General features: G+C 60.4%; 19 protein-coding genes, 4 tRNA genes and 1 pseudogene. 12 read left to right on the top strand and 12 right to left on the bottom strand.

Features of this window, described 5'->3' with window-relative positions; genetic code table 11:
* Window positions 1-100: 100 nt before the first annotated feature.
* The 4 genes from HX815_RS29525 to HX815_RS29510 all read right to left on the bottom strand — a co-directional run bounded on the left by HX815_RS29525 (window position 101) and on the right by HX815_RS29510 (window position 3285).
* Window positions 101-880: an ABC transporter permease gene (locus tag HX815_RS29525; RefSeq protein WP_003217229.1), complete on the bottom strand. Its 780-nt coding sequence runs from the start codon at window positions 878-880 to the stop codon at window positions 101-103.
* Window positions 877-1809, bottom strand: coding sequence for an ABC transporter ATP-binding protein (locus HX815_RS29520; RefSeq protein WP_003217227.1), 933 nt, complete (start codon window positions 1807-1809; stop codon window positions 877-879). The genes HX815_RS29525 and HX815_RS29520 overlap by 4 nt, the downstream gene beginning before the upstream one ends.
* 135 nt (window positions 1810-1944) lie before the next feature.
* Window positions 1945-2568 carry a glutathione S-transferase family protein gene (locus tag HX815_RS29515; protein ID WP_102369632.1) on the bottom strand — a complete coding sequence of 208 codons (624 nt, stop codon included), beginning with the start codon at window positions 2566-2568 and terminating at the stop codon, window positions 1945-1947.
* A gap of 57 nt (window positions 2569-2625) precedes the next feature.
* Window positions 2626-3285: a transglutaminase family protein gene (locus HX815_RS29510; RefSeq protein WP_102369633.1), complete on the bottom strand. Its 660-nt coding sequence runs from the start codon at window positions 3283-3285 to the stop codon at window positions 2626-2628.
* Between the two features lie 192 nt (window positions 3286-3477).
* Between HX815_RS29510 and HX815_RS29505 the strand changes: the two genes are divergently transcribed.
* Window positions 3478-5925, top strand: a complete 2448-nt coding sequence (locus HX815_RS29505; protein WP_177029374.1) for an acyl-CoA dehydrogenase — start codon at window positions 3478-3480, stop codon at window positions 5923-5925.
* A 231-nt stretch (window positions 5926-6156) separates the two neighbouring features.
* A complete protein-coding gene (locus tag HX815_RS29500) occupies window positions 6157-6564 on the top strand; it encodes a PA2817 family protein (protein ID WP_003217220.1) in 408 nt (135 codons plus the stop codon).
* Window positions 6565-6706: 142 nt separating this feature from the next.
* On the opposite strand, the gene HX815_RS29495 is transcribed toward HX815_RS29500, so the two are convergent.
* Window positions 6707-7639, bottom strand: a complete 933-nt coding sequence (locus tag HX815_RS29495; RefSeq protein WP_177029373.1) for a LysR family transcriptional regulator — start codon at window positions 7637-7639, stop codon at window positions 6707-6709.
* Between the two features lie 91 nt (window positions 7640-7730).
* Here HX815_RS29495 and HX815_RS29490 point away from each other — a divergent pair, with 91 nt between their 5' ends.
* A complete protein-coding gene (locus HX815_RS29490) occupies window positions 7731-8357 on the top strand; it encodes an alanyl-tRNA editing protein (protein ID WP_177021208.1) in 627 nt (208 codons plus the stop codon).
* On the opposite strand, the gene HX815_RS29485 is transcribed toward HX815_RS29490, so the two are convergent.
* Window positions 8358-9926: an alkaline phosphatase gene (locus HX815_RS29485; protein ID WP_177029372.1), complete on the bottom strand. Its 1569-nt coding sequence runs from the start codon at window positions 9924-9926 to the stop codon at window positions 8358-8360. It lies immediately after the preceding gene.
* Between the two features lie 293 nt (window positions 9927-10219).
* On the opposite strand from HX815_RS29485, the gene HX815_RS29480 reads away from it, so the two are divergent.
* From HX815_RS29480 to HX815_RS29450, 7 genes are all read left to right on the top strand, one after another.
* Window positions 10220-10627: a biopolymer transporter ExbD gene (locus HX815_RS29480; RefSeq protein WP_003217209.1), complete on the top strand. Its 408-nt coding sequence runs from the start codon at window positions 10220-10222 to the stop codon at window positions 10625-10627.
* A 2-nt stretch (window positions 10628-10629) separates the two neighbouring features.
* Window positions 10630-11367, top strand: a complete 738-nt coding sequence (locus HX815_RS29475) for an energy transducer TonB (protein ID WP_008431283.1) — start codon at window positions 10630-10632, stop codon at window positions 11365-11367.
* A gap of 24 nt (window positions 11368-11391) precedes the next feature.
* Window positions 11392-13674, top strand: coding sequence for a TonB-dependent receptor (locus tag HX815_RS29470; protein WP_008431274.1), 2283 nt, complete (start codon window positions 11392-11394; stop codon window positions 13672-13674).
* A gap of 17 nt (window positions 13675-13691) precedes the next feature.
* Window positions 13692-14339 (top strand): MotA/TolQ/ExbB proton channel family protein, encoded by a 648-nt coding sequence (locus HX815_RS29465; RefSeq protein WP_003217203.1) that lies wholly within the window; start codon window positions 13692-13694, stop codon window positions 14337-14339.
* Between the two features lie 57 nt (window positions 14340-14396).
* The gene (locus HX815_RS29460; RefSeq protein WP_003217201.1) at window positions 14397-15614 is read left to right on the top strand and encodes a phospholipase D-like domain-containing protein; all 1218 of its coding nucleotides are present in this window, start codon (window positions 14397-14399) and stop codon (window positions 15612-15614) included.
* A 116-nt stretch (window positions 15615-15730) separates the two neighbouring features.
* Window positions 15731-16057: a hypothetical protein gene (locus HX815_RS29455; protein WP_087695362.1), complete on the top strand. Its 327-nt coding sequence runs from the start codon at window positions 15731-15733 to the stop codon at window positions 16055-16057.
* Window positions 16054-16599, top strand: a complete 546-nt coding sequence (locus HX815_RS29450) for a hypothetical protein (protein ID WP_177010084.1) — start codon at window positions 16054-16056, stop codon at window positions 16597-16599. Before HX815_RS29455 ends, HX815_RS29450 begins: the two co-directional genes overlap by 4 nt.
* A 99-nt stretch (window positions 16600-16698) precedes the next feature.
* Here HX815_RS29450 and HX815_RS29445 read toward each other — a convergent pair.
* The 4 genes from HX815_RS29445 to HX815_RS29430 all read right to left on the bottom strand — a co-directional run bounded on the left by HX815_RS29445 (window position 16699) and on the right by HX815_RS29430 (window position 17112).
* Window positions 16699-16774: transfer RNA gene (locus tag HX815_RS29445), tRNA-Gly, on the bottom strand.
* A 3-nt stretch (window positions 16775-16777) separates the two neighbouring features.
* Window positions 16778-16853: transfer RNA gene (locus HX815_RS29440), tRNA-Glu, on the bottom strand.
* 104 nt (window positions 16854-16957) lie between these two features.
* A tRNA-Gly gene (locus HX815_RS29435) sits at window positions 16958-17033 on the bottom strand.
* Between the two features lie 3 nt (window positions 17034-17036).
* A tRNA-Glu gene (locus HX815_RS29430) sits at window positions 17037-17112 on the bottom strand.
* Between the two features lie 370 nt (window positions 17113-17482).
* Between HX815_RS29430 and HX815_RS29425 the strand changes: the two genes are divergently transcribed.
* On the top strand, window positions 17483-18241 hold the full coding sequence (locus HX815_RS29425; protein WP_003217193.1) for a hypothetical protein: 759 nt from the start codon (window positions 17483-17485) through the stop codon (window positions 18239-18241).
* Between the two features lie 121 nt (window positions 18242-18362).
* Complete coding sequence (locus HX815_RS29420; RefSeq protein ID WP_008431265.1) at window positions 18363-19175, top strand: alpha/beta fold hydrolase; 813 nt, start codon at window positions 18363-18365, stop codon at window positions 19173-19175.
* A gap of 36 nt (window positions 19176-19211) precedes the next feature.
* Here HX815_RS29420 and HX815_RS32050 read toward each other — a convergent pair whose 3' ends face one another.
* Complete coding sequence (locus HX815_RS32050) at window positions 19212-20054, bottom strand: methyl-accepting chemotaxis protein (RefSeq protein WP_371132479.1); 843 nt, start codon at window positions 20052-20054, stop codon at window positions 19212-19214.
* An 18-nt stretch (window positions 20055-20072) separates the two neighbouring features.
* A pseudogene (locus HX815_RS32045) lies at window positions 20073-20297 on the bottom strand (HAMP domain-containing protein); the annotation flags it as partial.
* Window positions 20298-20598 lie beyond the last annotated feature (301 nt).

Genomic DNA, 20598 nt, shown 5'->3' with positions numbered 1-20598 from the left:
AACCATAGGTGGCCGTTACCGAAAAAACGGATATGTACTCAAACCAATCGCCAAAAAAAACGGCCTCATCTGGAGGCCGTTTCTCATCACATCTCAACGCTTAGGTGCGCATCCCACGCCCACTCACCAGCAACCGCGCACACCCCACATACAGCACCACAGTCGCCACCAGCATAAAGGTGATCGCCACACTGATCTTGATATCCGAAACGCCCAAGATCCCATAGCGAAACGCGTTAACCATATGCAAAACCGGGTTAGCCAACGACACGGTCTGCCAGAACGGCGGCAGCAAGGTGATCGAATAAAACACCCCACCCAGGTACGTCAACGGCGTCAGCACAAACGTCGGAATAATCGAAATATCATCAAAGTTGCGCGCAAACACCGCGTTGATGAACCCCAGCAACGAAAAGATCGTCGCCGTCAGCACCACCACCAGCAAGGTGATCCCCAGGTGATGCACCTGCAAATGGGTAAAGAACAGCGACAGCAACGTCACAATCACCCCAACCATCAACCCGCGCAGCACACCGCCCAGGGTGTAGCCGATCAAAATCGTATGGGGCGACACCGGCGACACCATCAATTCCTCGATGGACCGCTGGAACTTGCTGCCAAAAAAGCTCGACACCACGTTGCCGTAGGAGTTGGTAATCACCGACATCATGATCAACCCTGGCACGATGTACTCCATATAGGTGAATCCACCCATATCACCAATCTGCCGACCAATCAGGTTACCGAAGATCACGAAGTACAAAACCATGGTGATCGCCGGCGGCAGCAAGGTCTGCGGCCAGATCCGGGTAAAGCGCTTCACTTCGCGATAAACGATGGTCTGCAGCGCGACAAGGTTGGGTTGCAGTTCCGAACTCATACCGCCACCTTCGCCAGATTTTTCTCCACCAGGGACACAAACAACTCCTCAAGGCGATTGGTTTTGTTACGCAAGCTCAGCACCTCGATGTTCTGGGTAGCCAATTGGCCAAACAGCGCGGTGATGCCCACGGCTTTGTCCACCTGGACTTCCAGGGTGTGGCTGTCCACCAGGCGATTCGGGTAGCCGATCAACTGGGGCGCAACCGTCATGTCGTTTTTCAGGTCGAGCAGGAAGGTCTCGACGTGCAACTGGCTCAGCAAATTACGCATGCTGGTGTTTTCGACAATGGTGCCGTGGTCGATGATGCCGATGTTGCGGCACAGCTGCTCAGCCTCTTCCAGGTAGTGCGTGGTGAGGATGATGGTGATGCCTTTCTGGTTCAGCTCGGTGAGAAACGTCCACATCGAACGACGCAGCTCGATGTCCACGCCCGCCGTCGGCTCGTCGAGGATCAGCAGGCGCGGTTCGTGAACCAGGGCGCGAGCGATCATCAAGCGGCGCTTCATGCCCCCGGACAGGGAACGCGAAGGCACGTCGCGCTTGTCCCACAAGCCCAGTTGCGTGAGGTATTGCTCGGCGCGTTCCTTGGCGATCTTCGGCGGGATGCCGTAGTAACCGGCCTGGGTCACGACGATGTCGAAGGTCTTTTCAAACTGGTTGAAGTTGAACTCCTGGGGCACCACGCCGATGCTGCGCTTGAGCGCCGCCGGGGATTTGTCCAGGTCGTTGCCAAAGATGTTCACCGTACCGGTGGTCTTGTTGACCAGGGTCGAGAGAATCCCGATGGTGGTGGATTTGCCGGCGCCATTGGGGCCGAGCAAGGCGAAGAAATCACCTTCGGCGACGTCCAGATCGATACCACTCAGGGCCTGGAAACCGTTGCCGTAGGTTTTGGTTAGCTGCCGGATGGACAGAGCGGAACTCATATCGGATTACGCACCAAAGAAGAGGAATAGAATTGTTACATGAGGGCAGACCGCACGGAATACAACGGCTGCGCGTGACAAGCATGGTGCTTGTCCGCGCCGCACAAGTACAGTAACCCGTATTAATAGTCGGTATCAGGTCAACGCGGTCATGACCGATTTCTGATAGGCCGGACGCTGGCGCAGCCGCTGGTACCAGGCTTCCAGGTTAGGCATCGACGGGCGTTCGATGGGCATTTCGAACCAGGCATAAATGAAGCTGCCCAAGGGAATATCGCCCATGCCGATCTCGCTGCCGGACAGGTAAGGTTGCGTGGCCAAGGCCTGATCCACCGTCTGCAAAACGTCGATGCAGGCCTGGCGACCGGCGTTGATGGTGTCCCAGTTCTGTTTTTCAGCCGGGGTTCGCAGCACGCCCCAGAACACGGTCTTGAACGGTTCGGCCAGGGTCGAGGTGGTCCAGTCCATCCACTTTTCAGCGTTGGCCCGGGCTTGCAGCTCGCTGGGGTACCAGTTCGAATCCGGCGCATGTTTGGCGGCCAGGTAGCGCACGATGGTGTTGGATTCCCACAGCACAAAATCGCCATCTTCAATCATCGGCACCCGGCCATTGGGGTTCCGCGCGCGGTATTGCGGCGTGTCGACCACACCAAAAGCCCCACCCGCATCAATTGCCTCATAGTCCAGGCCGAGCTCCTCGGCGCACCACAGTGCTTTCCTGACATTTGACGAATTTTTACGACCCCAGATTTTCAGCATGACCGCCCCGATTTTGAAAAAGATGGTTGGATAAATGCCGGGGCAGCATACGCCGGATCACGTCCGGCTTAAATCACTCTGCATGTCCCCCAGCAGGATCGGCATCTGCTCGCCAAACAGGTGCGGGTAACATTTCTGGATGTGGGCGAAGAAGAATTCCTCGGGCACCTCGGCAAATTGCCCATGGTCCACCACGTACTCCATGGAGCGCTGGCCCTTGCGGTTGAAGGCGTGGAAAACACTGTCATGAATGCCATCGAAATCCAGCGGCGGCACATCGAACAGTTCGCACAGTTGCTGGTTGAACGCCGGCGTGGCCTTGACCCAACGGCCGTCCAGATACAACTCGGTATAGCCATGCATGGCAAATACGTCACTTCTGAGCAGCTCGATCAAACGGGGCGTCGAGAGGTGGTTACGCACGTCGGCCAGGCCGATGCGCGCCGGGATCCCGCAGTGCCTTGCGCACGCCGCCAGCAATGTTGCCTTGGGCACGCAATAACTCTCGCCGGCCGCCAGTGCGAAGCTCGCGCTGAGGGTTTGCGGGTCGCGACTGAAGGTATAGGGGTTATAGCGCACCGCCTCGCGCACAGCGTAGTAAAGACTGACTGCCTGGTCACGAAGTGCGGCACTCGAACCGCGATGTTTTTCGGCGAACTCCACCACCGCAGGGTGGTCACTATCGATGAAGCGGCCGGGATTCAAGTACGCATTCATGAGGTTAATCTCAGAGAGCAAGCCCTGAGTCTAACCACAGGCATGCACCTGGGATAACGACGATTCGGCCAAATGTCGGCGCCTGGTGCTGATCATTGCCGGCACACCACGTAACACCCTCGTCACCCCGCTTGTTCGGATGCCGACTAAGCTCTGAGGTGATTTCGCACCTGGTTTCACGGAGGATTGAATATGCTGTTGTTGTGGATACTGGTTCTGGTGGTGGGCATTGCCTACCTGGCGCACCGGCGCATCGCGCCCCTGCCCGCCATCGGCGTGGTCGCCGTCTACCTGTTGGCGATGGGCGCCTTCAGCCACGCACCAGGCTGGTTGCTGCTGATCTTCTGGGTACTGATCGCCGTGGTAGCCGCCCCGCTGCTGCTGCCGGACCTGCGCCGCAAGTACTTCACCGCGCCGCTGTTCAACTGGTTCCAGAAAGTCCTGCCGCCGATGTCCGAGACCGAGCGCGACGCCATCGACGCCGGCACCGTGTGGTGGGACGGCGAGCTGTTCAGCGGCCGCCCCGACTGGGACAAGCTGCTGGCCTATCCCAAGGCGCAACTGACTGAAGAAGAACAAGCCTTCATCGACGGCCCTACCGAAGAACTGTGCGCCATGGTCACCGACTGGGAAATCGGCCAGGCCATGGACCTGCCCCCCGCCGCCTGGGAACACATCAAGCAGCATGGCTTTTTTGCCCTGATCATCCCCAAGGAGTTCGGCGGCAAAGGCTTCTCCGCCTATGCCCACTCCCAGGTCGCGATGAAGCTGGCGACCCGCAGCGGCGACCTCGCCTCCACGGTCATGGTCCCCAACTCCCTGGGCCCGGCCGAATTGCTGCTGCACTACGGCACCGATGAACAACGCAACCATTACCTGCCACGCCTGGCCCGTGGCGACGATATCCCGTGCTTTGCCCTGACCGGCCCACTGGCCGGTTCCGATGCTGGCTCCATGCCCGACACCGGGGTGATCTGCAAAGGCGAATGGGAAGGCAAGGAAACCCTCGGCCTGCGCCTGAACTGGGAAAAACGCTACATCACCCTCGGCCCGGTAGCGACTTTGCTCGGCCTGGCCTTCAAGGCCCATGACCCGGATCATCTGCTGGGCGACAAAGAAGACCTGGGCATCAGCCTCGCGCTGATCCCCACCGACACCCCGGGTGTTGAAATTGGCCGCCGTCACCTGCCACTAGGCGCCGCGTTCATGAACGGCCCCAACTCCGGCAAGGATGTTTTCATTCCGCTGGAATTCCTGATCGGTGGCCAGGAAATGCTCGGCAAGGGCTGGATGATGCTGATGAACTGCCTGTCGGTAGGCCGTTCGATTTCCCTGCCTGCCGTCGGAACGGGCGCGGCCAAGTTCACCAGCATGGTGACCGGCCAGTACGCCCAGGTGCGTGAGCAGTTCAACGTACCGCTGGCGGCCTTTGAAGGCATCCAGGAAGCCCTGGCCCGCATCGGCGGCAACGCGTGGCTGATGGACAGCGCGCGGATGCTCACCGCCAACGCGGTCGACCTGGGGGAGAAACCCTCGGTACTGTCGGCGATCCTCAAGTACCACCTGACCGAACGCGGCCGCGAATGCATCAGCCACGCGATGGACGTACACGGCGGCAAGGGCATCATCATGGGCCCCAACAACTACCTGGGTCGCAGCTGGCAGGGCGCGCCGATCTTCATCACCGTGGAAGGCGCGAATATCCTCTCGCGCAACCTGATGATCTTCGGCCAGGGTGCGATTCGTTGCCATCCGTTCGTGCTCAAGGAAATGGCCCTGGCCGGTCGCGAAGACCATGACCAGGCGCTGAAGGAATTCGACGGCCTGCTGCTGCAGCACATCGGCTTTGCCGTAAGCAACGCCGCCAGCACCCTGGTGTTGAACCTCGGTTTCGGTCACTTCGAAAAGGCTCCGGGCAACAGCCTGAGCCAGGGCTATTTCCGCGCACTCAACCGTCAGGCCGCGGCGTTTGCGATGCTGGCGGACCTGAGCATGATGCTGCTGGGCGGCGAGTTGAAACGACGCGAACGCCTGTCGGCACGTCTTGGTGATGTGCTGAGCCACATGTACCTGGCATCGGCTGCACTCAAGCGTTATCACGACCTGGATTCGCCAGACCACCTGGAACCGCTGTTCGCCTGGGCCATGGAAGAGAGCCTTGGCCACTCCGAGCGTGCACTGGATGAACTGCTGACCAACTTCCCGAGCAAGGTGTTGGGTTGTCTGTTGCGGGTGATCGTGTTCCCGTTCGGCCGCCGTCATAAAGGCCCGTCCGATGCGCTGGATGCCGAGGTGGCCGCAGTGCTTGGTCGCGCCAAGGGTGACCCGACCCTGGAAGCGGTACTGGCGGGCTGCTATCGCCCACAGTCCGCAGAAGATCCGGTGGGCGCCCTGCAACACGCCTACGACCTGTTGGCCGACAGCCATCCGTTGCAGAAAAAACTCCACGAAGGCCTCAAGAGCGGCCAGGTCAAACCGACCGCGGGCGAACACGCCATCGATGCCGCGCTGCATGCCGGCGTGCTGCAACCGGCCGAGGCGCAGACCCTGCGTGACGCTGAAGCGGCGCGGCGCAAGGTGATCGACGTGGATGATTTCAGCAAGGAAGAACTGAGCCAGGCTGAGGGAAAAGTCCGCTGATCCCAGCGGTCATATAAAAACGGGTAGAGTGCCCTGCCTCACAAATACTGATCCCTTTTGACGGCGTCTGTTGTCGTCATGCTGCGTTGCCGCTCCTCGCCATAGCAAGCTATGACTCGTCGCGGCGCCTTGCCTGACAACAACAGCCACTCGTCAAAAGGAATCGTATTTGTGAGGCAAGGCACCGAGCTATATACTCTCGCGCCCGTTTTGCTCTTGAGGACTTATCTCGTGTCCAACGTCGTTGCCGATCATCTCGTCTTGCTCGACCACCTGCGCAGCATCCTGGTTGCCGTCGGCGAAGCCGAACAGGTTCCCGAGGAAAGCCACCTCCTGTTCCTGGAGCGCTTCGATGAACTGCGCGCCTTGCTGCCCATCGACCCGATCGAAAGCCAGTACCTGGGCCAGGACATGATGAGCCAGGTCATCCTGCGCTACCCGCAAATTGCTCACCTGGTACCGCGCGACCTGCTGTGGTTCTTCGGTGGCGACTGCCTGCACTTCATGCCCGACGACGAGCTGGACCTGTACCAGGCCCTGGAAGAACGTCGCTTCGAAGCTGAACAGAACGACGAACCGTTCGACTGGAACCAGGAAAAGCAGTTATTGGCCATGTCCAATGACCAGCCCAAGCACTGATTTCAGGGCTGACGAAAATCAAATGTGGGAGCGGCGGTGCGACGGTTCGACTTGCTCGCGAATGCGGTGGTTCAGACAATATTTTAGGTGACTGAACCACCGCATTCGCGAGCAAGCCCGCTCCCACATTTAAACTGTATTCCTACCGTTTCTTCAGCGTCGGCTCTTTGGCCATGCACTCCACCAGATAATCAATAAACACCCGCAACTTCGGCGGCAGGTACCGCGTCGGCGAATGCAGTAGCCACGCATCCCCGTGGTACGACGCAATGAAATCCCACCCCGGCAGCACCTGCACCACCTCCCCCGCTTCCAGCGCATGCCGCGCCGTGAAATACGGCAAGCTGCCAATCCCCACATGTTGCAATACCGCATCCAGCCGCACGCCTGTGTGATTGGCCGCATACCGCCCGCGCACGCCCACCGTCACCGTCTTGCTGCCCTGGCGAAACTTCCAGCGCGCATCCCCCGGCGTCTCACCCAGGTAGATGCAACTGTGCTCCAGCAAATCATGGGGATGCTGCGGCGTACCGTGCTCCGCCAGGTACCTCGGCGTGGCGCAGATCAAATGCTCGATCGGCAGCAACTGGCGCCCCACCAACCCCGGCGGCGGGCTGTCGGTGATGCGGATGCTCAGGTCGACATTGTCGTCAATCAGGTCCACATGCCGGTCCTCCAGGATCAACTGCACGTCGACCTTGGGATAACGCCGCAAAAACTCCGGCATATGCGGATGCACCACAAAACGCCCTACCGCCTTGGGCACGCTGACCCGCACCAGCCCTTCGGCTTCATGGGTGTATTGGCCGCTGATTTCCATCACCGACCGCGCAGCACTGACCATTTCCTGGCAGCGCTTGAACACCTCTTCGCCGCCTTCGCTGAGGCGCAATTTGCGCGTGGTGCGTTGCAACAGGCGAGTCGCCAGGGCCTTTTCCAGGCGTGAGATGCTGCGGCTCACGGAGGACGGTGATGCTCCCAGTTGGCGCGCAGCCTCGGAGAAGCTGCCGGTTTCCACCACCTTGACGAAAATCGCCATTTCGCCCAGCAGCGGTAAGGGAAGATTGATGCTCATGACGCACAAGTCCATTGAGATTTTAACGGATTATCACCCATTGGTGCACTTCTTATACTGCCGGTTAGAAACCCTGATGCGGATATAAATGATGACCCAGCGCCTGTTTTTTACCCATGACCACCTGAATGCCGAACTTGAAGTGCTGGGATGCACACCTTTTGATAACCAGTTTGCGGTAATCCTGCAGTCCACAATCTTCCATCCACAAGGTGGCGGCCAGCCCTCCGACACCGGCTGGCTCGGGGAAAGCCAGGTGTTGAAGGTGGTGCAGGAAGGCGATCATGTCGTGCATTACGTAGACCGCCCCGTGGCTCCCGGCGTGATCCAGGCACGCGTCGATGAAGACCGCCGCACCTTGCACACGCGCCTGCACTCGGCCGGGCATCTGATCGGCAATGCCGGTGAAACCCTGGGCTGGATGCCGATCAAGGCTCATCACTGGCCGGGCGAAGGCAAGATCACCTTTATTCGCGGCACCTCGGCCCAGGCCATGGACGCCGAGGCGATCCAGCGGCAAGTCGACCAATGGATCGCCGCCAACCTGCCGCGCCATATGGCCCTGGATGACGGTACGCGGCAAGTGGGTTTTGGCGACCTGCCGGCCTATGCCTGCGGCGGCACGCATGTGCAGGCATTGGGGGACGTGGGTCAGGTGACGATCCTGGCCCTCTCCGAGAAAAAGGGTGCATTGTCGGTGCGCTATACCCTGAACTGACTAAACCGCAATCGCCCCCGCCCTGCCCGGTTCCACCACAAACGACTTGAGGGTCGAGACGCTGGCGTTCGGATCCCGGGGATCGGAAATCACCCGGAAGTTCGTCAGCATATTCCTCTCCTCAAGCGCCACCGACACATAGCCGCGCTGGCGGCTGTCGAAAAACTTCACATGGGGATTGAGGGGCAGGATCGCACTGAACGCATCAAATGGCGGCCCGTCAGACGTCACCGACGTGCCGACAAACTCGGTCGCGACCACGGGCGAATCCGGATTCCCTGCGTCAGCGTGCAGGTCCGTCGTCCAGAACGAGTGAATATCGCCGCCCCAGAACACCGGGTTATTCACCTTTCTGCGCACCATCGACGCAAGCATCCGCTCACGGTTGGCCATGTAACCATCCCAGCCATCTGTCCAGCGGCCGGGCTTGTGGTTGGTCAGGTCACGTTGCGTGAGCGGCGCGACCAACAGGTCCTGGGCGATCACGTTCCATTGTGCCCGGGACTCGGCGAACCCCTGATCCAGCCAAGCCTCCTGCTCCCAGCCGAGCATGGTGCGACGGGGATCGCGCAGGTCGGCACAGGTATTCGCGGCCACATGCCCCTTGTGGCTGCCATTGGCCAGGATGCATGGCTGCTCGGAGCGGTACTGACGCCCATCCAGCACATGGAAACGCGCCAGCCGGCCGTAATCCAAACGCCGATAGAGGCGCATGTCCGGCCCGCGCGGCAGGCTGCTGGCCCGCAGCGGCATGTGCTCGTAGAAGGCCTGGTAGGCCGCCGCCCGCTGCTTGAGAAAACTCGTCACCGGGATGTTCGGATCCTGGGACCACTGGCTGGCATAGTCGTTTTGCACTTCGTGATCGTCCCAGGTGACCACACTGGGCGCCGCAGCATGCAGTGCCTGCAAATCCGGATCGGTCTTGTACAGGGCGTAGCGGTTGCGGTAATCCACCAGATTCAACGCATTGCCGCTGCCGTGGGAGCGAATGACCTTGCCGGAATCAGCCGCGTAGGAACTGTCATAGATGTAATCCCCGAGGAAAAACACCAGGTCAGGCTGCTCGGCGGCCAAATGCCGATAGGCGCTGAAGTAGCCTCGCTCCCAATGGGAGCAGGAGACAAAACCCAACTGCGCCGATGCCATGGCATGCACCGCCGGCGCTGTGCGCGACTGGCCCACCGGGCTTTGCGCACCGAGGCCCTCGAACTGGTACCAGTAAGGTCGACCCGCCTCCAACCCGCTCACTTCCACATGCACCGAATGGGCGAAACGCTCGATGGCCATCACCTCGCCCTGGCGCACAACGTGCGTCATCGCTGCATCGCGGGCCACCTTCCAGCGCACCGGCACCGCTCGGTTCAGGCCACCCCGACCGTCGGCGGCATTGAACAGCGGCGCGAGGCGTGTCCAGATCACGAAACCATCAGGCAATGGATCGCCTGACGCCACACCAAGGGTGAAGGGATAGTCGATGCCTGCACTACGGGCAAACGGGCTGAGGATCGAAAACGCCGTGGCAACTGCAAGCCCGCCCAGTACGCGACGGCGATCGTGATTCACACTCATCAACTGCGCTCCTTCCAAGCATCCCGCACCGACCAAAACAAATGCTTGTGTAGCGTTCTTACCACTGGCAGCAGGGTGGATAAATGCGGCAGTGCAATGCTCATGCAGGGGGACTCGCGAAATAAATTCTCCAAGAATGTACCCGCGTCGTGTCAGTTTCATTACGTAGATAAATAGACCTACGAGTCGTCTGTAAGACGCGTCCTAGAGCCTTAAAAGCTTAAATTAAAGTTAACCATTCGGTCATTTTTGGTTGCTAGCGTGTCGCCCCTAATCAACTGCGGGGTAGCGGAATGAGAACTTGGGATGAACCCAAAAAACGCAAGGCACACATCGAACTGATCCCGATGATCGACGTGATGATGTTCCTGTTGGTGTTTTTTGTACTGGTGAGTTTGAACGTGATTCCGGCCCTGGGCATGAAGACTCAGCTGCCGAGCGCCAGCAGTTCACAGCAGCTCAAGCCGCAAAATAAATTCATCCTGACCCTGGGCCTGGAAGGTCAGCTGCAGCTCGATGGCAAGGACCTGACCGTCGACGCGCTGGTGCCTGCACTCAAGGCCGGCGAGAAGCCAGACACCAAGTCGACGATCATCGTCAACAGCGACAAAGGCGTGGAAGTGTCGCGCCTGGTCGAGGTGATGGACACCCTGCGCCTGGGTGGCTTTACCTCTGTCTCCATCGCCACGAAAAAGTCCTGATCATGTATGCCTTGTTTCGTGCGCGTCGGCTGCTGGGCAGTGTCCCGGCCCTGATCGCCCTGGTGCTGATTGCACTGGGTATCCAGTCCCAACCCCTGAAGATCCAGCCGCAGTACGACGAGTCGGCGGTTGAACTCGCGCTGGTCGAGCCGGAGCCGGAAGTGGTCCCCGAGCCCGTGGTGGAAGAACCGCCGCCACCGCCGCCGGTGATCGAAGACGAGGAGGCCGAACCTGCCCCTCCGCCTCCGCCACCCAAGCCGATCCCCAAGCCACTGCCAAAGCCTGAGCCCAAGCCAAAACCGGTGCCCAAGCCCGTGGTCGCCAAGCCAGCGCCTGTGCCTGCGCCAGCTCCGGTGGCCGCCAAGCCGGTGCAAGCCGCTCCCGCTCCCACGCCAGCACCCGCTGCGCCACCGGCGCCGCCGAAAGTCGACGGCCAGGCACTGGAAGGCGGCTACCTCAAGGGCTTGCGCAACGAGTTGGACACCTACAAGCAATACCCCACCGGGCGCCAGGCGTCCCTTGAACGCCCGAGTGGCGAGGTGGTGGTCTGGTTAATGGTGGACCGCCAAGGCCGCGTCCTCGACTCCGGGATCCAGACCCCGGCGCCGAGCATGCTGCTCAACCGGGCCGCCACCAACAGCCTGCGCCGTATCAAGCAGGTGAAACCGTTCCCCGAACAAGCCTTCGGTGGACGTAACGAGCAGCGCTTCACCGCCACCTTCAACTACAGCGTGCAATAAGCACACACCACCAGGACGACAGTGATGAAGTTCACCCGGATTCATCTGGCACTCGTTGCCGCGACGAGCATGACCCATGGAGTGGTCATGGCAGATACCAGCGACAGTGACGTCGGGACTATTGGGGTACAGGGCAAGGCAACCGCTGGGGGCGGTTACATGGTCCAGGAAGAGAGCGCCAAGGGCCGCTCGACCATCACCAAGGAAGCGTTGGACAAACAGACGGCCACCGGCAACGCCATCGACAAGCTCAAGTACACCCCGGGCCTGAACATCTCCAGTGAAGACAACACCGGCCTCTCGGGTTTCCGCTTCACCATGCGCGGCATGAACTCCGACCAGGTCGGTATGTCGGTGGACGGCATGCCGATCAACGACTCCGGCAACTACGCGTTGTACTCCAACCTGTTGGGCGACCCGGAAAACATCGACCAGATTTTCGTCACCCAGGGCTCGTCGGAAGCCGACGGCCCGCACATCGGTTCCAGCGGCGGCAACATCGGCATCGTGACCATTCGCCCCACCAAGGAAACCGGTGCCTTCGTCAAGCAAGTGGTCGGCAGCAACGCCACCCGCAAGACCTTCGCCCGCCTCAATACCGGTGAAGTCAACGGCCTGAGCAACTGGCTGTCGGCCTCCCACACCGAAGGCCAGATGTGGCGCGGCTCGGGTGCCGTGCGTGCGGACAAGGTGGAGTGGAACAGCTTCTTCGACGCCGGCAACGGCAACACCGCCAACCTGATCCTCAAGTACCACGAGCAGGACAACAACAGTTACAGCCAGTTGACCAAGGCACAGTTCCAGCAGTACGGCCGCAAGTACGACCCGTACCCGGCGACACCGGCGGTGGGCGCCAACGGCAAGGTCAGCAGCTACTACGACCTGGCGCAGAACCCGTTCCAGACCTTTACCGCCGTGCTCAACACCCAGTACAAGCTGAGCGACAACCTGTCCCTCTCGGTGATCCCGTATTACTACTACGGCAACGGCAGCGGCGTGGGCTCCTCGGCCTATGCGCTGAACAGTGGCTCGAACAAGGGCGGCGTTTTCGACCTCGGCAACCTGCCGACACAGGCTCAATACAACGCCGACGGTTCCGCGACCACCGGCGTCTACTACCGCCCTTCGCGCACCCAGACCTGGCGCCCGGGCATCACCACCAAGCTGAACTGGGACCTGGGCGACCACAGCCTGCAATTCGGCTACTGGTATGAACGCGCCCGCCAAAGCCAGACCCAACCGTTCATTGCCCTCAAGAACAACGGCAAGCCAAGCGATACCTGGCCCGACGGCAACTCCGTGGTCGACGCCAACGGCAACACCGTACAGGGTCGCGACCGCTACACCGTGACGCCGGCGCAAAAGGTCTGGACCCAGGATACCTGGTACATCAACTCGGACTGGACGTTGATCGCGGGCATTGCCTACATGAACGTCGAGCGTGACGGCACCAACCACGGCAGCCTCACCGAGCAACCCGGCAAGGCCAGCCAGACCTACAACAAACTGCTGCCCAACGCCGGCCTGAAATACCAGCTCGACGAGCGTGACCAGTTGTTCTACAGCCTGTCGCGCAACATGCGTATTCCACAGAACTACGTGCTGTACGACAAAGGCGTCGGCTCCCTCGACTCCAAGCCGGAACTCAGCTGGAACCAGGAACTGGGCTGGCGCTACACCGGCGAAGACAGCACCCTCGCCGCGACCCTGTTCTACATGCAGTTCAAGAATCGCCAGCTCACCTCCCTGGACAGCAACGGTGATTCCGCCGACATCAACGCCGGCACCGTCATCAACAAAGGCCTGGAACTGGAGTGGAGCGGCAAGCTGCCGCACAACTTCAACTACTACACCTCCTACACCTACACCAGCTCCAAGCAGCAGGACGACCTGACCGTCTACAGCGCCGGCAAGCCGATCGTGCTGCCCACCAGCGGCAAGCAGTTCGCCAACGTGCCGACCAACATGCTGGCGGCCAACATCGGCTATGACGACGGGCGCTTCTACGGCACCTTCGGCGGCAAGTTCACCAGCAAGCTCTATGGCGACCTGACCAACGACGAAGCCATCTCCGCCCGCACCATCTTCAACCTCGGCGCCGGTATCTACCTGCCGGTGGACAAGAAAGTCGTCAAGGACGCAACCCTGCGCCTGAACGTCGACAACCTGTTCGACAAGAAGTACCTGGACGGCGTGTACACCACCAAGACCAACTCGGCGAGCTACAGCGGTTTCCGCGATGGCGACCCGGCCTACATCGTTGGGCTTGACCGCACCGTCACCGTTTCCCTGGAAGCCAATTTCTAACTGCGAGGCTCAGCATCATGGACATGAACCTGCTTCACCAAATCACCTTTTATGTGATGTACGCCGCACTGGCGATTGCAATCTTCATCACCATCGAACGTGGCATCTACTTCGCCTACGTGCGCCGCCAGGCCCGTGCATTGACCGAAGTGCTGGGCGCCAATGTGCACAGCGAACGCGACCTGCCGGAAAACCTGACTCGCCGTGACAGCCTGCCGCTGAGCATGGTGCTGCCGATCCTGGCGCAGAAGGCGTCCCATGGTTCGCGCAAGGACCTGGACGACGAGATCGAAACCCAGTACCTCAAGACCCGCGCGCCGCTGTCGCGCAGCCTGTGGATCATCGAAACCATCACCACCGCCGCGCCGCTGCTCGGCCTGCTGGGGACCATCCTCGGCATCATCGACACCTTCAAGGCGCTGGCCAGTGCCGGTGTGTCCGACCCGGGCCAGATTTCCGGTGGTATCGGTACGGCCCTGTTCGCCACGGGTTTGGGTATCGCCATCGCGCTGTTCTGCGTGGTGTTCCACAACTTCTTCCAGGACAGCCTGGAGCGTATCAACGACCAGCTGAAAATCCTGCTGATCCGCGCGGCAACCGGTGCCCGCGTGCAGGGTGAAGTGCCGCACCTGGTACCGACCCCGCTGCACACCCGCACTGCGTGACCTTCCCGGGGCGGGCGCATCATGCGCCCGCCCTTTTTTTTGCCCGATGAGACGCCTATGTCCATATCGCTGAAATTACGTATCGCCGGCCTTGCAGGCCTGCTCCTCAGTCCGCTTGCCCAGGCGGACTTTTCAATTCCGGGATTTGAGTTGGTACACACCGTGCCAGTGGACACCCAACTTGGCACCGCCGATCTGCGCCAGCCCGGCCCCGTGTGGATCCAGCTGTTCGATGGCGCGAAAAGCCGTATCGACATCGGCCAGTTCTACGCGGCCGACCATCCTGGCTCGGTGATGGACAAGGTGATTGAACACCTGGAAGCCGCCGGCAAACGCGGGGTGAAAATTCGCTTCCTGCTGGAAGAAAAAGGCGTGCGGCTGTCGGAAGCCTCGACCCTGGAGCGCCTGAAAGCCATTCCCAACCTGACTTTCCGCATCCTGCCCTATGGCAAGCTGAGTGGGGGGATCATCCACGCCAAGTACATGGTAGTGGATGGCAAGCAGGCGTTTATCGGCAGCCAGAACTTCGACTGGCGTTCGCTGGAGCATATCCACGAAACCGGGCTGTTGATCAGTGATGCAAACGTCGTCGCCCAGACCCAGGCCATTTTTGAACAGGACTGGCAGGCCCAGGCTGCGTTGGCCGACAACCAGCCTGTTGCCCTGCCCGCCACAGGCGCCACACCGGCACGCACCGGCAACTACCTGGTAGCCAGCCCCCAGCGCTACAACCCGCCGGGTGTGGGTGATTCGCAGCTGGAACTGCCACGTCTGCTGGGCGAGGCGAAAAAGGAAGTGCGCGTACAACTGCTGGACTACGCGCCGCTGTCCTATGGACCTGACAGAACCCGGCCTTACTACGCGATGATCGACAACGCCGTGCGTGCAGCGGCAGCGCGCGGGGTCTCGATCAAGTTGATGGTATCCAACTGGAACACCGAAGCACTGGAATTGCCGTACCTGAAAAGCCTGGCGGTGCTGCCGAATGTCGAGGTCAAGATCGTCACGCTGCCCGAGGCCAGGCAAGGATTCATTCCTTATGCGCGGGTGATCCACAGCAAGACCATGGAAATCGACGGGCAAGTGGCGTGGGTGGGCACCAGTAACTGGCTGGGGGGTTATTTCGATAACTCGCGCAACCTGGAAGTGGTGATGCGCAGTGAAGCGATGGCCAAGCGCGTGGGAGATTTACACGAGCAACTGTGGGACGGGCCGTATGCCAAGGCATTGGACGTGACAAGCGAATACCCGGAGCCGCATCCAGGCAAGCCGTGAGCCGTTGCCTGCAAATCCCATGATTTGCGGGCAATGTCACATTGCCAGATATGAATGTTGCACTTTTCCGCCGTTGCGCTGACCAACCCTGCACACCTCATGGATGGAGAGCAGGGATGAACACCACACGCAATGGACTGTACGGTACGGCGCTGGTTTGGGCGGCCATCGGGCTGGCAGGTTGTGCCAATTCCATGACCTCCACCGGGGTGCCGGGGGTGAAGATGGGCGACAGCTATGAGCAGGTACTCGCCGTGGTCAGCCGTGACAATACGGTGACCAGGAAGATCGACGGGCAGGGATTCCGGGCTGAGGGTTACTCGCAGACATTCAGGGATTGTCGCAGCACATATTTTATCTTCCAGGGCGCCGATGGCTTGCAGATGGTCAGCCATGAGCCCGCGCCGCATCTGTCGGTCAGCCAGAACTGCCGCCAGCCATGAGCACTTTACGTGTCATTCCCGCCCTGTTCCTGGTGCTCCTCAGCGGCTGTGGCCAGGTATATAACGTCCGCTCCCTCAACACCGCCTATACAGCGCCACCGTCTGCCGAGACGGCGCGCTTGCGCATTATCAGCGACGGCATGGTGCGCGCAGTGCCCGGGCGCGATTGTCTGGACTGGAATGTTCCCGGAGCAGGCGTGATGGTGTCCGCCAAATCCGGCTTCGCCGACCGCAATGGCGCAAGCCTGGGGATGCCGGGGCCGATTTACACCTGGGACGGTGCGGTGTCGTCCGAACAGGTGATTCCGGCGAACACGCCCATCGCCTTTCATTACCTTGGGTTGCCGCAATATGGCCGGCAATGTTTCAACACCATGACCTTTATCCCCAAGCCCGGCATGGACTACATGGTGCGAGCATCAATGTCCGGGAGTTGCTCATTCGAGCTTGCTGAGCTGCCGAAAGGTGCCGAACGATGGAGTCCGATTGAACCGACGCCATCGGGAAGGCTATCGATGTGCCATGCGATGGATAATTTCTAGCGGTACAAACGCAACGTGGGCCGAGGCATTGCACTCCGGCTCACAAAAAACCCACAAACAAAAACGCCGATCATTGCTGATCGGCGTTTTCGTTAAATATGGAGCGGGAAACGAGACTCGAACTCGCGACCCCGACCTTGGCAAGGTCGTGCTCTACCAACTGAGCTATTCCCGCAAATGGCGTCCCCTAGGGGACTCGAACCCCTGTTACCGCCGTGAAAGGGCGGTGTCCTAGGCCACTAGACGAAGGGGACACGCTACTGAAACACATGGTGTGTATTTCAGTGCCCAGAGATTAAATCCGAAGATTACGCCCTGGTTTCACTCAGTGCCGCCCGAGGGCAACACTGCTTAAATTTGGAGCGGGAAACGAGACTCGAACTCGCGACCCCGACCTTGGCAAGGTCGTGCTCTACCAACTGAGCTATTCCCGCATATGGCGTCCCCTAGGGGACTCGAACCCCTGTTACCGCCGTGAAAGGGCGGTGTCCTAGGCCACTAGACGAAGGGGACACACGTACAACATTCACTCCCTACCGCGTTTCGCTGTGTGCTTTACGCTGTAAGTGGCGCGCATTCTATGGATGGATTGGGAGGTCGTCAACCCCCAAGGATAAATTTATTTAAATCAATGACTTCGCCGTGGTTTACGGGGGTTGCAAGGGTTTCTCGCCGTCCAGGCTTTGGCGCCTATATTCTGGCGTTCCACAAGGCGCTATAGTTCGCCACAGCAAATGATGGCAATGTGCATCTACGCAGGGACTGCCCCGCTATATAGAAGAAACTACTGACGCAACTGGTCGCTCAGTCCTATCCGGTCACTGCACCAGTCACTACACTTCAATGCAAACCCCATAAAGAGGTCACACCGGTGACACCACTCATGATCACCCTGCTGGTAATAGCCGGGATCGTAATACTGATCGCCATTGGCTACATGAACCACGTGGTGGAAAACAATAAGCTGGAAAAGAACCGGACCCGGATCGAACTCAATGACCGGCTGCGCCGCTGCGGCGAAATCACCGAGACCTTCCCTGGCCAGTTGATGACGCCGCGACTCAAGTTGCTGCTGACCCGCCTGGAGCTCAACGTCAATCAGCGCCTGCTGAACCTCGACAAGTCCAATGCGTCGCTCAAGGCACGCATCACTGAACTCAACGCACTGGTGGCCCAGGGCGAATCGATTCCGGTGAACAACCCGCCAGGCCCGATCCAGACCGAAGCCAAGGCCAAGGATGTACGTTTCCTGCTCGAAGCACTGCATGGCCAGGTGACCCGAGCGGCCCAGGACGGTTTCCTGCCGACCAATGAAGCCAAGCACTGGATCAAGGAAATCCGCCATATCCTGGTGCTGCTGCACATCGAGTTCTTCAACAACCTGGGCCAGCACGCACTGCAACAAGGCCAGCCGGGCCAGGCTCGCCTGGCGTTCGAACGCGGCGTGCAGTACCTGCGCAAGCAACCGGAGCCGGTGGTGTACAGCCAGCAGCTGCAATTGCTCGAGAAACAGCTGGCGCGCGCCAACTCCATGGTGCTGTCCAACCTTGAACCGGCTGAAGACGAGGTCAACGAATTGACCGAAGGCTTGAAAGTGGTGGATGCGGACGCCGACTGGAAGAAGAAAGCCATCTACGACTGATCCCCTGCCATTGTGGTGGGCGGGAAACCCGCTCGCCACATGCCATCACTCTGCACCTATCCCCTTCCCCTCGAATAGCGTAAAAAAGGCCCCTCACTCCGTTAACGAAAAGGGCTTCGCCATGCCTGTCGTGCTCATCGATGGACAACCGCTGCACTACCTCGACCAGGGCACCGGCCCGGCCGTTCTCCTCGGTTCCAGCTACCTGTGGGACAGCCAGATGTGGGCGCCGCAGATCGAAGCCCTGTCGCAACAGTACCGGGTGATCGTCCCCGAGCTTTGGGGCCACGGCGAGTCCGGCGCACTGCCTGCAAACACTGCATCCCTGGACGACCTCGCACGCCAGCACCTGGCGCTGCTGGATCACCTGGACATTGCCCGGGTCAACCTCGTGGGCTTGTCGGTCGGCGGCATGTGGGGCGCACGCCTGGCGCTGCTGGCTCCCGAGCGGGTCAACAGCCTGGTGCTGATGGACACGCACCTGGGCGCCGAGCCGGAAGCCACTCGCCAATACTACTTTTCGCTGTTCAAGATGATCGAAGACGCCGGCGCCATTCCGGAACCGCTGCTGGATGTGGTGGCGCCGATCTTCTTCCGTCCCGGTATCGACCGGGAGTCGGCCTTGTACCAGGATTTCCGCAACGCACTGCAGGCCTTCCCCAAGGAGCGCCTGGTGCACAGCATCGTGCCCCTGGGCCGGATTATCTTCAGCCGCGCGGATGTGCTGGAACAACTGGCGCGCCTCGACACCGACACCACCCTGGTGATGTGTGGCGAGCAGGACAAGCCACGCCCACCGGCCGAATCAGAGGAAATGGCGGCCTTGATCGGCTGCGCGCTGACGTTGATTCCGCACGCCGGGCATATCTCCAGCCGGGAAAACCCCGATTTCGTCAACGAAGCGCTGCTGACCTTCCTGGCCAACAACGCCTGACCGCCCTGCCCTTTGATCACCGCAGGCCTGCGGTGATCAAAGGCGAAAGTGCCCGACCATCCCCTTAAGCTCCGTACCCAACTGCGCCAGCTCGATGCTCGACGCTGCATTGCCCTGCATGCTCAACGCCGATTGATCGGCACTCGCACGGATGCTGGTGACGCTGCGGTTGATTTCCTCGGCCACCGAGCTTTGCTCTTCGGCCGCCGCGGCAATCTGCTGGTTCATCTGCTGGATCAACGACACCGCCGCCGCGATGCTGCCCAGGGCGCTTTCGGTTTCCAGGGCATCACTGACCGCCAGCTTGACCAGTTCGCCGCTCTGCCTGATCTGCTGCACTGAAGCCTGCGCAGCGCTGCGCAAGGTACTCACCAACCGTTCGATTTCCTCGGTCGATTGCTGGGTGCGCTTGGCCAGCGCCCGCACCTCGTCGGCCACCACGGCAAAACCGCGGCCCTGCTCGCCCGCCCGCGCCGCCTCGATGGCCGCATTCAGCGCCAGCAGGTTGGTTTGCTCGGCCACGCTCTTGATCACCTCAAGGACGGTACCGATAGTCTGGATCTCCGCGCTCAGGCTTTCGATGCTGGTACTGGCGGAGGTCGCGGAGCTGGCCAGCAACTCGATACGCTGCAAGCTCTGACGCACCACCTGCTGGCCGCTGTCGACCTTGTCATCCGCCGTCTGCGCCGCCTGGGCCGCTTCTTCGGCGTTGCGCGCCACATCGTGCACGGTGGCGGTCATCTGGTTCATGGCCGTGGCCACCTGCTCGGTTTCTTCCTTCTGGCTGCTGACCTCGATATTGGTCTGCTCGGTGACGCTGGACAGCGAATGGGCCGAGCTGGCCAGTTGCTCGATACCCGCCTGCAACCCGCTGACCATGCTGCTCAGGCCGCTGCTCATCTGTTGCATCGCGAGCATCAACTGGCCCATCTCGTCCCGGCGACTGACTTCCATGCGGCCACTGAGATCACCGGCGGCAATCTGCTGGGCCACTGCAATCACGCTGCGCAACGGTGCAACGATCAAACGGGTAATGATCCACGCGGCAATCAGCCCGACCAATAACGCCAACGCCGAAGAACCGATGATCAGCAACGCGCTTTTCTTCAACTGCGCCTGCATCGACAGGTCTTCTGCGTCGTAGGCCTGATTGACCCGGGTGACCACTTCGGCTGCACGCTCGTGCAACTGCTTGTAGACGACTTTTTCCTGGGCCAGCAGCCCGGTGTATTCGCCGAGTTTTTCGCTGAAGGCCGCGATATGCCCGGACACTTCGTTAAGCACGGTTTGGTAGCCAGGATCCTTGACGGTGGTTTTCAGCTGTTCGACCTGGGCCAGGGCCTGATCGGCCTGCTCGATCTTGCCCTGCTCGGCGCTCTCGTCATCGCCCTTGCGGCTCTGGTCCAGGCGCACGTGCGCTTCG

Origin of the sequence: Pseudomonas sp. E6002, assembly GCF_013385565.1 — a bacterium.
In the GTDB taxonomy this organism is placed as follows: domain Bacteria; phylum Pseudomonadota; class Gammaproteobacteria; order Pseudomonadales; family Pseudomonadaceae; genus Aquipseudomonas.
This window is presented reverse-complemented; position numbering and strand designations above follow the sequence as displayed.

Bases quoted from the DNA above. Each gene is read 5' to 3' on its own strand.
- HX815_RS29525 (WP_003217229.1), bottom strand. From the start codon at position 880: ATGAGTTCGGAACTGCAACCCAACCTTGTCGCGCTGCAGACCATCGTT.
- HX815_RS29520 (WP_003217227.1), bottom strand. From the start codon at position 1,809: ATGAGTTCCGCTCTGTCCATCCGGCAGCTAACCAAAACCTACGGCAAC.
- HX815_RS29515 (WP_102369632.1), bottom strand. From the start codon at position 2,568: ATGCTGAAAATCTGGGGTCGTAAAAATTCGTCAAATGTCAGGAAAGCA.
- HX815_RS29510 (WP_102369633.1), bottom strand. From the start codon at position 3,285: ATGAATGCGTACTTGAATCCCGGCCGCTTCATCGATAGTGACCACCCT.
- HX815_RS29505 (WP_177029374.1), top strand. From the start codon at position 3,478: ATGCTGTTGTTGTGGATACTGGTTCTGGTGGTGGGCATTGCCTACCTG.
- HX815_RS29495 (WP_177029373.1), bottom strand. From the start codon at position 7,639: ATGAGCATCAATCTTCCCTTACCGCTGCTGGGCGAAATGGCGATTTTC.
- HX815_RS29490 (WP_177021208.1), top strand. From the start codon at position 7,731: ATGACCCAGCGCCTGTTTTTTACCCATGACCACCTGAATGCCGAACTT.
- HX815_RS29485 (WP_177029372.1), bottom strand. From the start codon at position 9,926: ATGAGTGTGAATCACGATCGCCGTCGCGTACTGGGCGGGCTTGCAGTT.
- HX815_RS29480 (WP_003217209.1), top strand. From the start codon at position 10,220: ATGAGAACTTGGGATGAACCCAAAAAACGCAAGGCACACATCGAACTG.
- HX815_RS29475 (WP_008431283.1), top strand. From the start codon at position 10,630: ATGTATGCCTTGTTTCGTGCGCGTCGGCTGCTGGGCAGTGTCCCGGCC.
- HX815_RS29470 (WP_008431274.1), top strand. From the start codon at position 11,392: ATGAAGTTCACCCGGATTCATCTGGCACTCGTTGCCGCGACGAGCATG.
- HX815_RS29465 (WP_003217203.1), top strand. From the start codon at position 13,692: ATGGACATGAACCTGCTTCACCAAATCACCTTTTATGTGATGTACGCC.
- HX815_RS29460 (WP_003217201.1), top strand. From the start codon at position 14,397: ATGTCCATATCGCTGAAATTACGTATCGCCGGCCTTGCAGGCCTGCTC.
- HX815_RS29455 (WP_087695362.1), top strand. From the start codon at position 15,731: ATGAACACCACACGCAATGGACTGTACGGTACGGCGCTGGTTTGGGCG.
- HX815_RS29450 (WP_177010084.1), top strand. From the start codon at position 16,054: ATGAGCACTTTACGTGTCATTCCCGCCCTGTTCCTGGTGCTCCTCAGC.
- HX815_RS29425 (WP_003217193.1), top strand. From the start codon at position 17,483: ATGATCACCCTGCTGGTAATAGCCGGGATCGTAATACTGATCGCCATT.
- HX815_RS29420 (WP_008431265.1), top strand. From the start codon at position 18,363: ATGCCTGTCGTGCTCATCGATGGACAACCGCTGCACTACCTCGACCAG.
- HX815_RS32050 (WP_371132479.1), bottom strand. From the start codon at position 20,054: ATGGTCAGCGGGTTGCAGGCGGGTATCGAGCAACTGGCCAGCTCGGCC.